The sequence below is a fragment of the Bacillus badius NBRC 15713 genome (assembly GCF_001591605.1).
Lineage (GTDB): Bacteria > Bacillota > Bacilli > Bacillales > Domibacillaceae > Pseudobacillus > Pseudobacillus badius.
In genome coordinates this window covers 47,639-60,085 of record NZ_BCVF01000025.1, presented here as the reverse complement: position 1 = coordinate 60,085, position 12,447 = coordinate 47,639, and the positions used below count along the sequence as shown (strand labels likewise).

17 protein-coding genes and 1 riboswitch are annotated in these 12,447 nt (G+C 41.0%); of the genes, 7 read left to right on the top strand and 10 right to left on the bottom strand.

Annotated elements, in window-relative coordinates:
• Positions 1–519: 519 nt before the first annotated feature.
• Positions 520–2,187 carry a sulfite exporter TauE/SafE family protein gene (locus tag BBA02S_RS13105; protein ID WP_041096673.1) on the bottom strand — a complete coding sequence of 556 codons (1,668 nt, stop codon included), beginning with the start codon at positions 2,185–2,187 and terminating at the stop codon, positions 520–522.
• 249 nt (positions 2,188–2,436) lie between these two features.
• On the opposite strand from BBA02S_RS13105, the gene BBA02S_RS13100 reads away from it, so the two are divergent.
• From BBA02S_RS13100 to BBA02S_RS13090, 3 genes are all read left to right on the top strand, one after another.
• Positions 2,437–3,705: a D-alanyl-D-alanine carboxypeptidase family protein gene (locus tag BBA02S_RS13100; protein WP_052475105.1), complete on the top strand. Its 1,269-nt coding sequence runs from the start codon at positions 2,437–2,439 to the stop codon at positions 3,703–3,705.
• A 251-nt stretch (positions 3,706–3,956) separates the two neighbouring features.
• The gene (locus tag BBA02S_RS13095) at positions 3,957–4,181 is read left to right on the top strand and encodes a hypothetical protein (protein ID WP_041096675.1); all 225 of its coding nucleotides are present in this window, start codon (positions 3,957–3,959) and stop codon (positions 4,179–4,181) included.
• A gap of 156 nt (positions 4,182–4,337) precedes the next feature.
• Positions 4,338–4,517 carry a DUF4083 family protein gene (locus tag BBA02S_RS13090; RefSeq protein WP_041096677.1) on the top strand — a complete coding sequence of 60 codons (180 nt, stop codon included), beginning with the start codon at positions 4,338–4,340 and terminating at the stop codon, positions 4,515–4,517.
• Between the two features lie 198 nt (positions 4,518–4,715).
• Here the strand turns inward: BBA02S_RS13090 and BBA02S_RS21030 are convergent, their stop codons facing one another.
• Positions 4,716–4,853 (bottom strand): hypothetical protein, encoded by a 138-nt coding sequence (locus BBA02S_RS21030; protein ID WP_169799367.1) that lies wholly within the window; start codon positions 4,851–4,853, stop codon positions 4,716–4,718.
• Between the two features lie 291 nt (positions 4,854–5,144).
• Here BBA02S_RS21030 and BBA02S_RS13085 point away from each other — a divergent pair, with 291 nt between their 5' ends.
• Complete coding sequence (locus tag BBA02S_RS13085) at positions 5,145–5,360, top strand: DUF6366 family protein (RefSeq protein ID WP_041113356.1); 216 nt, start codon at positions 5,145–5,147, stop codon at positions 5,358–5,360.
• A 146-nt stretch (positions 5,361–5,506) separates the two neighbouring features.
• Here BBA02S_RS13085 and BBA02S_RS13080 read toward each other — a convergent pair whose 3' ends face one another.
• Positions 5,507–6,379: a YitT family protein gene (locus BBA02S_RS13080; RefSeq protein WP_041113355.1), complete on the bottom strand. Its 873-nt coding sequence runs from the start codon at positions 6,377–6,379 to the stop codon at positions 5,507–5,509.
• 78 nt (positions 6,380–6,457) lie between these two features.
• Complete coding sequence (locus tag BBA02S_RS13075; protein WP_041096684.1) at positions 6,458–7,054, bottom strand: TetR/AcrR family transcriptional regulator; 597 nt, start codon at positions 7,052–7,054, stop codon at positions 6,458–6,460.
• A gap of 328 nt (positions 7,055–7,382) precedes the next feature.
• Between BBA02S_RS13075 and BBA02S_RS21025 the strand changes: the two genes are divergently transcribed.
• Positions 7,383–7,553, top strand: a complete 171-nt coding sequence (locus BBA02S_RS21025) for a DUF8096 family protein (RefSeq protein ID WP_169799366.1) — start codon at positions 7,383–7,385, stop codon at positions 7,551–7,553.
• 104 nt (positions 7,554–7,657) lie between these two features.
• On the opposite strand, the gene BBA02S_RS13065 is transcribed toward BBA02S_RS21025, so the two are convergent.
• The 3 genes from BBA02S_RS13065 to BBA02S_RS13055 form a co-directional block, all read right to left on the bottom strand.
• Positions 7,658–7,894, bottom strand: a complete 237-nt coding sequence (locus BBA02S_RS13065; protein ID WP_156136594.1) for a hypothetical protein — start codon at positions 7,892–7,894, stop codon at positions 7,658–7,660.
• 56 nt (positions 7,895–7,950) lie between these two features.
• Entirely contained in the window at positions 7,951–8,574 is a 624-nt protein-coding gene (locus tag BBA02S_RS13060) for a hypothetical protein (protein ID WP_041096690.1), read from the bottom strand.
• Between the two features lie 89 nt (positions 8,575–8,663).
• Entirely contained in the window at positions 8,664–9,041 is a 378-nt protein-coding gene (locus BBA02S_RS13055; RefSeq protein ID WP_041113354.1) for an immunity 22 family protein, read from the bottom strand.
• 307 nt (positions 9,042–9,348) lie between these two features.
• Between BBA02S_RS13055 and BBA02S_RS13050 the strand changes: the two genes are divergently transcribed.
• Both BBA02S_RS13050 and BBA02S_RS21020 read left to right on the top strand, forming a co-directional pair.
• Positions 9,349–9,789 carry a GNAT family N-acetyltransferase gene (locus BBA02S_RS13050; RefSeq protein ID WP_041113353.1) on the top strand — a complete coding sequence of 147 codons (441 nt, stop codon included), beginning with the start codon at positions 9,349–9,351 and terminating at the stop codon, positions 9,787–9,789.
• Between the two features lie 140 nt (positions 9,790–9,929).
• Positions 9,930–10,088 (top strand): hypothetical protein, encoded by a 159-nt coding sequence (locus BBA02S_RS21020; RefSeq protein WP_169799365.1) that lies wholly within the window; start codon positions 9,930–9,932, stop codon positions 10,086–10,088.
• Between the two features lie 444 nt (positions 10,089–10,532).
• Here BBA02S_RS21020 and BBA02S_RS13045 read toward each other — a convergent pair whose 3' ends face one another.
• From BBA02S_RS13045 to BBA02S_RS21760, 3 genes are all read right to left on the bottom strand, one after another.
• Positions 10,533–10,751, bottom strand: a complete 219-nt coding sequence (locus tag BBA02S_RS13045) for a hypothetical protein (protein ID WP_041096696.1) — start codon at positions 10,749–10,751, stop codon at positions 10,533–10,535.
• A gap of 273 nt (positions 10,752–11,024) precedes the next feature.
• A complete protein-coding gene (locus BBA02S_RS13040; RefSeq protein WP_041096698.1) occupies positions 11,025–11,336 on the bottom strand; it encodes a hypothetical protein in 312 nt (103 codons plus the stop codon).
• Between the two features lie 44 nt (positions 11,337–11,380).
• Positions 11,381–11,466: riboswitch (cyclic di-GMP riboswitch) on the bottom strand.
• A gap of 167 nt (positions 11,467–11,633) precedes the next feature.
• Positions 11,634–12,443 (bottom strand): methyl-accepting chemotaxis protein, encoded by an 810-nt coding sequence (locus tag BBA02S_RS21760; RefSeq protein ID WP_041096700.1) that lies wholly within the window; start codon positions 12,441–12,443, stop codon positions 11,634–11,636.
• Positions 12,444–12,447 lie beyond the last annotated feature (4 nt).

Here is a 12,447-nt window from a genome sequence, read left to right as displayed (position 1 = left end):
GGGGTCTCCCCTGTCCCGCTGATCCCGCTGGAGTCTGTGCGCCTTCCATTTCAATCAAGAAAGGCTATAAAGGCAGGACAGCCGTACAAAACGATTGAGATGAGGAAGAAGTGTTCGAAATACCCTCCCATCCAACGGGGCCAAATAGATCGGATCGCTCTCGACTAGCTTGTACCACAGAATCATCTGATTCGTCAAATGGAGGCAGTGATAGTTTTTCTTTTATTTATACCTTGATGGAAGAATTGTACTCAGAAGCGGGCACCAAGCATCAATCCCGTGATTTTAAGCAAATAAGCTTGAAAACCATCTAAAAAGAGGAGGGGTTCGAAATGATCTCATTCCACCCCCCTTCTATCGACAAACAGGAAGGTGAATAGTTCACCTTCCTGTGCCGTAATCCTCATAAATTAAATTAGTTCGCAGTAAAAAGCCGGAGCTGACCCACAAGCTCATGAAACATGACTTTTCGGGTCGGCCCGGTCTTTTTCACACTGTTAATTGTTGTTCAATGGTTTATTATAACCCTTTAATCTTCAGCTCTTTAACAGGCAAAAATTGTTCTCCAGTCTCTAAATAGGCCATGCTTACCTGATCGCCTTCCTGCAAATAGATCGCAACAGGCGTATTTTCAGAAGAAACAACATAGCTCTGGCGGTTCTCTAATAAGAAGGAAACAAGCGTAAAGTCGCCGGATTTCTCTTTGTACACCCTTAATACCTTTCCGCTGACTTTCTTCTCTTCTGCTTTCGAGCTGCCGTCAACTGTGCCCCCGCCTCTTTGCAGCGCTGTTTTATATTGCCTTAACGCCTCATTTGGCGTTATTCCTGATACCGAAATTTCCGGATTAGCAGCAGACACAATAAAGTAATTTTGCAAAAAGCCGTTGCTATCCAGTACAGGCGTTAGCCAACTGGCTTCCCCATAAAAATTATACAGAATCGGCATTTGTCCTTTCCATTTCTTCTCAATAAATTTCTTTTCGATAATTTGCAGCGCTCCTTGTGAATCCATATACGACTCTTCCAGGTTCCCTGTGTAATAAGTGGCTTTTCCCGTTCTGGCATTGGTCAGCGAGTACCCCAGCATGGAATCCACCCCTTCTTTCGGGCTTGTAAAGTCAGTGAAGTAATACATTTCACCCTTCTCGTTAAAAACCGGGCTGACGTTGGCTTCTGTTCCTTCATCAGAAGGAAGCTTTACGTCTGATTTGCCGAATTTGCTGTTCCAAAATCCATGAATGTAATTTCCGTAATAACTGTTTTGAAGACTCACTGTTTCAGGAGAAATCGCTCCATCAATAAAATCTGGAATCTCAGAGAGCGCATACGCTTTTGTTTCCCCCGTTTTCGGATTAACTGACACAATTCCTTGCGCTTTAAACCCGTTGCGCGCTGAAACAAATTCGCCATATGTCCGGATATAGTGCGGCTTCCCTTGATCATCAACCTCTAATTGCGGCTCCCCGTAGAAAATGCGCTTCGGATACTTCATACGGATGTGGCGCTCAATATTTTTATTAAAATAAGCAGACGGTGTATAGGCCATCTCTGCCTTCACAAACTTGGGATTGGCCGAGGAATCCGTGGCGCTGATGGTAAAATAACCGGGTACTTTATCTCCATTTAGCCACTTGAAAAAACCCGAAAACTCCACTGGCGCAATATACACATATTCCCCATTAACCTTTTGCACTTGCAGACTTCCAAGCTCGTAATAGCTCGTGTTCGGCACCTGTCCAAAAGCCTTCTTCATTTTATTGCGCGCGAATTTTGGCGGAACACTGGCTGGTGTTTCCTTTTCATCGAAAGATTTAATTTCTACCTTCTCTGCCATTTTGGCTGTTTCAAACTTTTCATCTGCATTGAATACAAAGGCCGTGAGGAAATAGCCTCCTACTGCTAAACTTACAACAAAGAGACCAGCCTTCACTAGTCGCTCTGTCCCCACCGAAAACACCGCGCCGGCTGCCGACACAATGATCAATAACGGCCAGACCGATGCGACATTATAGTCTAGATTCGTCAGGTAGTAAAAGCCAAAAACAGCAGGAACAAGCACAACAGCGGCTCCTGCCAGAAACCCCTTAACCGGCTGCTTGCCTTCGGTTTTATTCGGAAAAACGGGTACAAGAATCAGGGCAGATATCAAACCAATAATAAGTGAAAATAAAAAAATGCTCCCCATGATGAGCTCCTTTCAAAAGTTGTCTATTAAACATACGCATGGGAAGGAGAAAATGTTTCAAAAATTTGAACGGGCCGTAAATCAGTAATTGTCATTATAGGCAAACAGGCAACATCTATTTTTAAAATCCTCTACCGCTTGCCCCCGGTTATTCAGCAAAATAGCTGATTGCTCATCCGGTCCTTTTCAAGATCATTCTCTGTGTTATAATGACTTTTGCTAGATATGCAGCTAAGGAGAGTGAACGAAATGAAGCAACACTACAGAAAATGGTTCTCCATTTTCCTATGCATGGTCTTAATGATGGTCATGCTGCCGAAATCGTCCTTTGCGAACACTCCTTTCGATGTCCGCGCGAAGGCCGCTATTCTAATTGATGTCAAAACAGGGAAAATTCTATACCACAAAAACGCTGACCAATCCCTCCCTATTGCCAGTATGTCAAAAATGATGACTCAGTACATTGTTCTTGAACAAATAAAAACAGGGAAACTTTCTTGGGATGACGTATATAAAGCCAAAACAATTGACCAGGCTTTATCAACGAAAGCTGGACTAAGCAATATTCCTCTTTATGAAGGAGAGGAATATACACTGAAAGAGCTATACGATTCCATGATGATAGTTTCTGCCAATGCCTCCAGCCGTGCACTCGGAGAAATGGCTGGCAAGACCGATCAGCAATTCGTTCAAATGATGAATGACAAAGCCAAGCAGCTGAAGCTAAGCCGCTCTCATTTTGTCAACACATCTGGCTTAAACAATCAAGACATTCATCCCTATGAAGTACAAGGGACAAAGCCTAATGACGAAAATCACATGTCCGCCAAGGATCTTGCTCTGCTCGCTTATCATCTGACAAAGGAGTTCCCTAAAGAACTAGCTGTTGAAACAATAGAGAAGAAGGCCTTTTATGTAACTGACAGCCAGGTGATTGAGATGATCAATACGAATGAAATGCTGCCCGGCGGGAAATATTCTTATGAAGGCATTCTCGGGATGAAAACGGGCAGAAATGAAGCAGCAGGCTATGGTTTCACTGCCCATGCGAAGCGCGGTGACAGAGAACTGATCTCTGTCGTGATCGGCGCCGAAAATAAGGAAGGGAAACCTTCTTCCAAAGCACGGTTCATGGAAACAAAAAAATTGCTTGATTACGGCTTTAAGCAGTGGGAATGCAAACCTGTACAACCGGCTGATTACTTATTAGCAAAAGAACAAAAGCCCGCTGTTAAAGACGGCAAAAAAGAAAAGGTCTCCCTTGATGCAACCGGCTCATCCTGTGTCATGACACCGAAAGCAGCGGATCAAGCCATTAAAGGAAAATTACATCTTAACGAAGAAAGGCTTGTTGCTCCCATTAAAAAAGGCCAAAAATTAGGCACCATGGAGCTCACTGGCCCAAACGAACAATACTTAACCCCGGATTTGAAAAAGCAAGCGACCATTGACCTCATCGCTGGTGAATCTGTTGAAAAAGAAAATTGGGCCATCTTGTTGTGGAAATCGATCTTTTAAACGAACGAAAAAGAATCAATCATAAACTCCCCCGAATAAGGACAAGTTAAAAAGTCCTTATTCGGGGGAGTTTTTATGTCTGTTCACTATCACACAGTCTATATTCACCCACCTTTTTTCTTCACCTGGCACAGGCTTGTACTTCCTTCATCCAACTTCCGTAAAGCATCGTGGCTCTTCAGAAAAAACAGCCAGCTTAATAGGCACTTAACGTAATGGTCTACATAAACTGCCGTAAAGGAGTGATCAACATGCCATGGCAAAATAAAGTGAGGCGGTTGATTGGTCAGCCCGTAGGAATCTCATTCGCTAACGGTCAAGGAACTTCAGGCATTCTATGCCGTGTAGCCGGCGGAAAAGTGTTTGTCATTGAATATTTGTATAAAACTCAATTCGCGCTAAAACAGTATGATTACCGCCTGATTCAAGATATTAATGAGTTTCCTCCCTGCCAGAACCGCGAACCGCTCTACTGAAATAATGTCCCTCTATCATTAAAGAGGGACATACTTGTTTACACTATTTGTTATGTTCAGAGCTCCTTCTGCATCCATGCGGCTTGCCAACATTCGCTTATCCCATCCCGTGTAAAATATGGTACGATTATACAAATAATGATTGGAGGATGATTGATGAGTGCTTTTATCACACAACTTGTCTTACTAGCGATCGTGTTTATTTCCGGAGCCCTTTCGTTTATCTTATTTATACGGCATATACTAAATCGTTCTGCTGAAAAAGCAGATCAATTAGATGGAATAAATAAAAAGTTGGATGAAATCATACTGTTATTAAAGCATAAAAATCATTAGTCCAGCAGGTGATAGAACAAACAGGATGATCTTCAGGAAGGTGTTGAAATTGACGATACAAACATGCGGAAATTGTCATCTCACAAAAGCGAACTCTAACAAATGAAAATAAAGGAGTGGACATATGAATGTCAGCAGCAGCCCAACTGGCCATATAAGTGCCTCTTTCTTCACTTTGCTCTGCTCCTGATTTTAAAATCAGGATTTCCTATTTATTTCATCCAACAGCTTAATCATCGTGTCATCTTGATCTTTAATGGCCTTTAAATGCTTTTCAATTAGGCTGCTGGCGAAAAATACAATTAGTATAAGCGCTATCCCAACGATAGTTCCCATCGTTTCCCTCCTCAGTTTTTTAAAAAGTATTACACAAAAACATTACAAAAAATTAACAAAAAAGTAAATTGGAAGATAAAACAATTAGAGTGGAAAGCCGTTGCTCAGTCTGAAATATGTTAATCAAACCTATCCTGTAACCATGCGTATTTAAAGCTCTCTTTTCGCATGTTCGCTATTTCGTTATTTAATCGTTCAAGGACATCACGCAACGCGGCAACCTTGTTGTCATCCCTTTAAAGCTAATTTTGTTTAAAAAAGAGAAAAATCATAGAAGATGGAGGCGGGAAAATGAGGGAAGACAAAGAAATGCCTGAAAGAAAAAGAGAACGACTGAGACAAGAGGAATTAAAAAGAAACCCTATTGGAAATATGAACGATGCATTTAACAGGGCTGAAACCGGATTTCTTGCCGATTGGTTAGGCAGCTTAGGCTGGAGAGGGACTGGCATACTTCTCCTGGCGATTATACTAGGTGCAATCATCGCCGCACTTTTCTTCAAATAAGGGTCTCTTTCCATTTTTTATTATGCCCTTTCCATGACAATGCTGGCCAGCGCCCTTACAGTCTCATAAGCTAAAGGCTGAAATCATCGCAGCAGCTTGGCAGCTGCCGCCACGTTTCATCTTGTCCTCTGTTTGCTGATTTTCATTTAATGGATGTTGCGCTTTCTGAAATTGCCGCCCTTTACCTCTGCAGTGTCATATACGGTCACAAAAGCAGTTTCGTCAATTTCGTTAATGATTTCCTTCATTTTACTTTCTTCTAACCGGTTAATCACGCAGGTGATTTCTATAAACTTCTCATGGGAATAACCGCCGTAAACTTCATTATATGTTGCTCCCCGGCCTAAACGATCGCGAATCGTCTCTACCATTAATTCGGGCTGAGTCGTAATAATCTTAAAGGTTTTAGAACCGCTTAAGCCCTCTTCCACGATGTGAATCACCTTAGAAGCAATAAAATAAGCAATGGCTGAGAGGATGGCTCCTTGCAGGCCAAACACAAATGATACGAAAATAAATACAAACAGGTTTAAAAAAAGAATGAGATCACTTGTCCCAAACGGCAATTTTCGAGAGAGCAGCACCGCCAGCATATCGATTCCATCTAATGCGCCCCCATTCCGCAAAGCCAGACCCATTCCAAAACCGAGAATAATCCCGCCGACAACAGTAACCAACAACGTATCTCCTTCAATAATAGCCGGGATATGATGCATAAGGCTAGTGCTGGCAGCCAGTGAAGCAATGCCGATAGTCGAATAAATCGCAAAGCTTTTCCCAATTTGCTGATACCCTAACCAAATAAAGGGGATATTCATAATGGCAATAAGGACGCCCAACGGCAATCCGAATAGCTGCGAGCCGACGATACTTAGACCCGTCACGCCTCCGTCAGATACGTTGTTTGGAATTAATACCGTTTCTAGCCCATAGGCCGCGATCACTCCCCCAAGAATGACTAAGAATGCCCGAGCAATAATTTTTAATTGATTCGGGCTGTTTTTTTTGATTGCACTCATCAAACCCCTCGCTTCTAATATTTTTTATTTACAAATGTACATAACACTCTTTTTTTACTGATTCCTGTTCACTCACATTCAAGTATCGCCCTTGCTGATGGACCTTAAAAAAATAGTTATGGCCTCATTAAGAAGAGGTTCAAGCTCACTTAATTCCTGAATGCTGGTGAGCTGGCATAATCCTCTTAGCCAGGCTTCAAGCAAGATAGCCGATTCATCCATGTTCTCAATAGCAAATTCTCCATTATCCATTCCTTCCTGCAAAACGGCCCGGTAAGCATTCTTTGGAACAATCGATAAATCGTATAATTCTTTTACCAAGCCTGCACTGGAATCCGGGTTGGACGCCAGCTCCTGCCCTGACTTTAAAAGAGGTGTCTGGTAATTATAAAGAACATGCCTCGCCATTCCATATAGTTTCTCTGTTGCGGAAGAGTAAGCAGCCGCTTTCCTTATCCATTTCTCATGCCACTCCTCTATAGTTTTTCTGGCTAACAAGACAAACAGCTTTTCTTTATTTTGAAAATGGTAATAAATATGCCCTTTACTGTAGCCTGAAGCTTTCGATAGATCGGCAACGGACGTTTGATTATATCCATTTTGTGAAAACAACAATAATGCGCTTTCCATAATCTCTTTTTTCACCTTTTCACTATCGTAACGCCTTTTAGTCAACACTCTGCCCCTTTCTTCCAGTGAAACAGACGTTTTAACTCGATTGAAAACTACTGCACTTTTGAACGAACGTTCTAATTTAATTATAATTTATTGAAGTAATTTGTAAATAAATTTAGATTCGTCATCCTCCTTAAAGGAACTTTCCCTTTTTTTAACGGTGGCTTGGGTGGCAAACGCTGCAGCGAAGACGCAAGTCACAGAGTCTCCGATTGCCTTTCTTCCATCCTTTGCCGGTCTTGTGCCCTTAGCATTAGAAAACAGGCATTTCTCCTTCGGTTTTTCCATGGTAAAATAATCACAGGACTTCAAGAGAAAGGTGAACATCATGGAAGAAAAGAAAGAGTATGACTTAACAGTGATTTATGACTACAGAGAGCATCCAGATGTCATTGCCGGCCGTTGTGATAACTGCGGAAATGCGCAGTTTAAAAGTTCCATGAAAGACGGTATTTTCCTCCGCGAATGCCGGAAGTGCGGCATGAAGAAAATGATTTAAACTGAGCTGGCAGATTGCTCGCTGCCAGCGTTTTAGTTGCCAGCCATCCGCCCTTGCAAAAGAAAAAGCACCCCGAAGGATGCTTTTTCTTTTGCATGTACTTGTTAGCTAGTCAGCCATGCGGCAATCAATCCGGCCGATGAACAACCGCCGTATAAGCCGTTCTCATGGATTTTATCGAACGTATCAACTTTGAAGCTTGATCTTTGAACAAAAAGAAGTTTGACTCTTGAACTTTCAGCTTTGAGCTTTAAGCTTTGAGCTTTTACCGTCGCGGGAGATTCCCCACCAAAATGATCACTATATTTGATTACAGTAAGAGTTAGCGGCTGTAAGGTCAAAGCCGCCAGCACCTGTTCAGTTTTATTGATTTTCGACTAACTAACCTTCTATTTATTTACTCAGGAACTTCAATTTCTGTCAATGTATTTGAAGTAGACAATACAAAATCAACCTCTGCCAGAAATTCATCAATCTGTTTTTCAAGCTTTTCATATTTATCACGGAGCTTTAGCGGATCGACCACTTTCGCCTCGTGTTTTTCGCGGTAGCTTTTCGTTAATTCGTTGCTTTCTTCCACCTTCAGCTTCGCTTCACGGCCATATAGCACTTCCAGCTGATGGTCAAGCTGCTGCTTCACCTCGTCATTAATTTGTTCGACCTCTCTGGTTGCAGCGGCAAACTCTTGCTTCATTTTCTCCAGCAGCCGCTGCTCATATTGGATCGAGGTTTTCCGCTCTATCGCTTCAGCTACTGTGTATTTTTCGCCGGCCACCTCTACATGCGTCATCGCATTAGACAACACGATCGCAGATTTAATAGCGTTGCGCCGCTTAATCAAGTCTAATGTTGATTGGTAAGTTGATTTAGCCTTTTCCTCAAATTCTTTTGTCGCAGCAAAGCCGCTGACTGGCTTATCTCCCACAGCATAGCTAATAAATGGCGTTGCCCTCATCGTCGATTGGATGCGTTTATCTAAAAGCTTTAATTCTGCCAGTCCTCTTGTGATAGACATTTTCATAGATTCACTACCCCCGCTATGTATTCTTTTTTAAATATAGCATAATTAAGGAGTGAAGCGTCTTTTTCATGCACATGATTAAGAAAAAACTATTTATATCTGATACTTCCTCTATACTTCACGCGGTTTAAAACGTTTGGCTGCTTCTCTCTGTATTGAAAATCGTACAGCAAGATGAAACTATTGACACCATCGGTCAAAGTTTCCCCTTGCAGCTCAGTAAAACCAGGAATCACGGCATCATCGTATGAACATCCCTCTAGCAGCGCCGCAAGATGATTGATTGTCTCTTCAAAAAACTCAGCTTCCATAAAATCCTCATCATAGTAATCAATTTGAACATCTTTTTCAAATTCCGACGGAACAGCGTCCCCATCTTCATTATAGGAGATAAGAAGATACTGCTGAAGGTCAGCATTTGTTTTAAACGTCCCTGTCCAGAGTGATACATACCCGTCTCGTTCCATCTAATCCCCCTCCTACAGCTATTTTCGCCTTGCTTAACCCCCTGATCAACCACTCATGTTCCTCTTCCCCTCAACCGGCCTTCCCCACCTGGAACTACTCTTATCCTGGTTGAAACGTTGCACAGTTATGATAGAGTTTTTGATATTCTTGTAATATAATGGAAATACAACTAGCTATCAAGAAACTACTAGTGATTCTAATAAAAAGCCGGCCAGTAAACCCATTGTATGCTCTTGGCTTCAGAGCTCCAAGGCTCTTAACGACATAAATAGTTTTACACAAAATAACGAAATGAGTGATTAAAAAGTGAAAGTGCGATTATTCACCGAAAATGACCTATCTGCTTGTACAGAAACATTTGTGGAAGTCTTTAACGATGAACCATGGAATGATCATTGGTCAATAGAAAAGGCAAAGCAATATTTATCAGGTTTCATAGCTACTCCCGGCTTCAAAGGTATGATCGCTCTTAAAGGACAAACAGTCATCGGCTTTCTGTTTGGGGTTCACCGAATCTGGTGGAATGGCGACGAATTTTTTATCCATGAAATGTGTGTTCGTTCAGAAAAGCAAAATAAGGGGATAGGCACGATGCTTTTGAAGTTCTTAGAAAATGAACTTGAGAATAGAAATGTCTCGCATATTTCTTTACTAACTGACAGAGGAATACCTGCCGAACTATTTTATTTAAAAAATGGGTTCCGTGAAATTGAGAGATTAATGTTTTTATCCAAACGTATTCAGTGAACAAGGCAGAAGAGCTTTTCCGGCCTTTCAGCATTATCTGTGCAGTTTATGTTTACCGCGAAATCCTTCTTCTAGTTGAATTATATTAAAATAACTAGTAAGATAGACTTACAAATATAGTTATTCGAAGAGGGATTCCCATGATTTCTGATGCTGAATTGTCAATTTTTATAAAAGAATTAGGTGAATTGATAGATGATTATTATCGATGCCCAGAAGAGTCTTTAAAAGAAGCCATTTATCAAGATATATTGCTTCTGGGAACGGCGATCTCTGTGGAGGATGAACACTGTTCGTAATTTGCTTCGCCTCAACTCTCGCTTTCAGTTTTTGAATTCCATTAACCAGCCGTCTCGATATTCCCCCTCATGAAGTTCATGTTTAGGAAGCATTCGAATCTTTTAAATCTGCACGTTTCCCAGCACCTTAAAACTCTTATGGATAAAGCCGAATATATTCGATTTCCTTCCCTTTCAATTCTGCTATGCGCTTAACCTCCTCAAAGATGTAAAAAACTTTATCCCCATTATCCATGTCAAAAGAATGATCCCGCCCTTTATAAAACTACAGAATGCGTGGATTTGAAAGCCATTTCGCCAAAAGATATTTATCCTCCTCTGCTAATGGCCTCACGTTTAATATACCCTTGAAAAGCACCTCCAAGCTGTATTGTATGCTCCAATACAGCTTGGAGGTGTTCGATTTATCCCGTTATCAAAGACTATTCTAAAAAAGCAGCGGCTTTATCCTTTAACCAACGGAATCGCTTTCAAGTATTCTTTCATTTCTGCTGCCAAGCATTCTATTTTTGAGCCGTTACTCAATGTAAACGTCAGCTGACCGTCTTTTCCGGGATCTATTCCCGTCACCCTAATTCCCTTCTTTTTGCATGTAAGCTCTACCTCGTGTTCAAACAAAAAATGATCCAATTGCTCATACGTTTTTATTTGCTTTAAATCCATATTTTCATCCCTCCGCAGGACTATTTCTTCATCAACTTTAGAAATTCCTGCTAATTTTTCTTTTTCATTGCCATTTTTACTAGTAAAATATACTCATAAAAAAAGGAGAGTCCGATTTAATAGGCAATAAAACAAGTCCCTCTCACATGAGAGGGACTTCCTGTCTGCTTATAAAGCTCGCTTGATCACATGCATCTGAGCGTTCAGCGCATTGGAAATTTCATTAATTGAAACCTTTCATATAACGGATCGATCAAAGTTCCAGCTTATCAATCAACAGGGTTCATCCTTGAGCAGCCCCTTCAGCTTTTGCTCGGCCGCTTCAAAATCTGTAGATAAGCCGACTAAGAAACGAATGATCTCATTCTGCTGGGACATTTGTCTTAAGGAAAAAAAGACGGCTGGTTTATTGACTTTAAGAACAGTCATTAACTCAGTAGTCGGAAGAATAGAACAAGATCTTGTCCTGACAAATGACCGTAAGAAAACAATGAAATCAAACGCTGAGTCAGGAGTATCCGGACTAGTTTCCATTAAGGCATAAAATTTTTTAATGCTGCTTTTTAATTCTTCGTCTTGCATCATGAGTCCCTACCTTTAACGTATAGTTACCAAATAGGGAATTCCTATCTGGCAGCCCGGCTATCTTAGTGTTGTCCACCTTAGACCCGCAGCTTTGCGTCCTTATCTTTCAATAAGTTTGCCTTTTTCCCTATAATTATCGGTTTTAAGAAAATATTCTTAATACAAAAGACTCATTTTTCAGCCGAATCATTAAAAAATTCTTCGTTATACGTTCCGCGGGCACGGCTTCAAGTTGTTATCTTTATTCCAAACAGGATAAGAACTCCCCTTTTTTCCATCTGTTTTGATTTGAGAAGTTTATTTAGCAACATCCTCCAGTTCTCTAATCCTCTTATTGAATTCAGATTGGGTTCTCATAATGGTTTGTTGCAAATCATCCGTTATTTTGCTAACCTTTTCTACTTCTGTTGTTATGTTCTCTATATTTAAATTCACATTTTTAATTGCCTGATCCACATTGCCGGCCAGTTTCCGCACTTCATCAGCCACTACCTTAAAGCCTCTCCCATGTTCTCCCACGCGGGCAGCTTCAATAGCGGCATTTAGTGCCAGCATATTCGTTTGTGAAGAAACATTGCGTATAATTTTAGAGATTTCACTTATTAATTTTGTTTGCTCTTTTAACGACTCAATTGCTTGTATTTTTTCATTAGAATTCGCCACCACTATATTGACTAATTCTGCCGGCATCTCTTTTAATTGGGAAATAACCTTTTTCGTGCTCTGTTCACGGTCTGTAATATCGGTAGCCATTTTAAGCACTGCCTCTACTTTTCCTTGTTCATTCAGAATGGGAATATAAGTGGCTTCGAGCCAAACGATATTTTTTTCCTTCCCAATCCTCTCGATTTTTTCTTGGAACTTCACTCCTCTTCTCAGGTTATTCCATAGTTCTTCATATTTTCCGCTGTTCCTGAACTCGACTGTACAAAATTGCTTGTGCTGCATGTTTTTCATCTCATCCACTGTATAGCCTAAAGTTTTAGCAAAATTTTCGTTTACCCAGATAACCTCTCTGTTTAAATTAAACTCTATCATGGCTAAATTTGATTCTAATGCAGCCAAAACCATGGCTTGATCCAATAATTGCGTGCTTGTGTTGACCATTTGT

Bases quoted from the DNA above. Each gene is read 5' to 3' on its own strand.
- BBA02S_RS13090 (WP_041096677.1), top strand. From the start codon at position 4,338: ATGAGTGCTTTTATCACACAACTTGTCTTACTAGCGATCGTGTTTATT.
- BBA02S_RS21030 (WP_169799367.1), bottom strand. From the start codon at position 4,853: ATGGGAACTATCGTTGGGATAGCGCTTATACTAATTGTATTTTTCGCC.
- BBA02S_RS21020 (WP_169799365.1), top strand. From the start codon at position 9,930: ATGATTTCTGATGCTGAATTGTCAATTTTTATAAAAGAATTAGGTGAA.
- BBA02S_RS13040 (WP_041096698.1), bottom strand. From the start codon at position 11,336: ATGATGCAAGACGAAGAATTAAAAAGCAGCATTAAAAAATTTTATGCC.
- BBA02S_RS21025 (WP_169799366.1), top strand. From the start codon at position 7,383: ATGGAAGAAAAGAAAGAGTATGACTTAACAGTGATTTATGACTACAGA.
- BBA02S_RS21760 (WP_041096700.1), bottom strand. From the start codon at position 12,443: ATGGTCAACACAAGCACGCAATTATTGGATCAAGCCATGGTTTTGGCT.
- BBA02S_RS13105 (WP_041096673.1), bottom strand. From the start codon at position 2,187: ATGGGGAGCATTTTTTTATTTTCACTTATTATTGGTTTGATATCTGCC.
- BBA02S_RS13095 (WP_041096675.1), top strand. From the start codon at position 3,957: ATGCCATGGCAAAATAAAGTGAGGCGGTTGATTGGTCAGCCCGTAGGA.
- BBA02S_RS13100 (WP_052475105.1), top strand. From the start codon at position 2,437: ATGAAGCAACACTACAGAAAATGGTTCTCCATTTTCCTATGCATGGTC.
- BBA02S_RS13055 (WP_041113354.1), bottom strand. From the start codon at position 9,041: ATGGAACGAGACGGGTATGTATCACTCTGGACAGGGACGTTTAAAACA.
- BBA02S_RS13045 (WP_041096696.1), bottom strand. From the start codon at position 10,751: ATGGATTTAAAGCAAATAAAAACGTATGAGCAATTGGATCATTTTTTG.
- BBA02S_RS13060 (WP_041096690.1), bottom strand. From the start codon at position 8,574: ATGAAAATGTCTATCACAAGAGGACTGGCAGAATTAAAGCTTTTAGAT.
- BBA02S_RS13085 (WP_041113356.1), top strand. From the start codon at position 5,145: ATGAGGGAAGACAAAGAAATGCCTGAAAGAAAAAGAGAACGACTGAGA.
- BBA02S_RS13080 (WP_041113355.1), bottom strand. From the start codon at position 6,379: ATGAGTGCAATCAAAAAAAACAGCCCGAATCAATTAAAAATTATTGCT.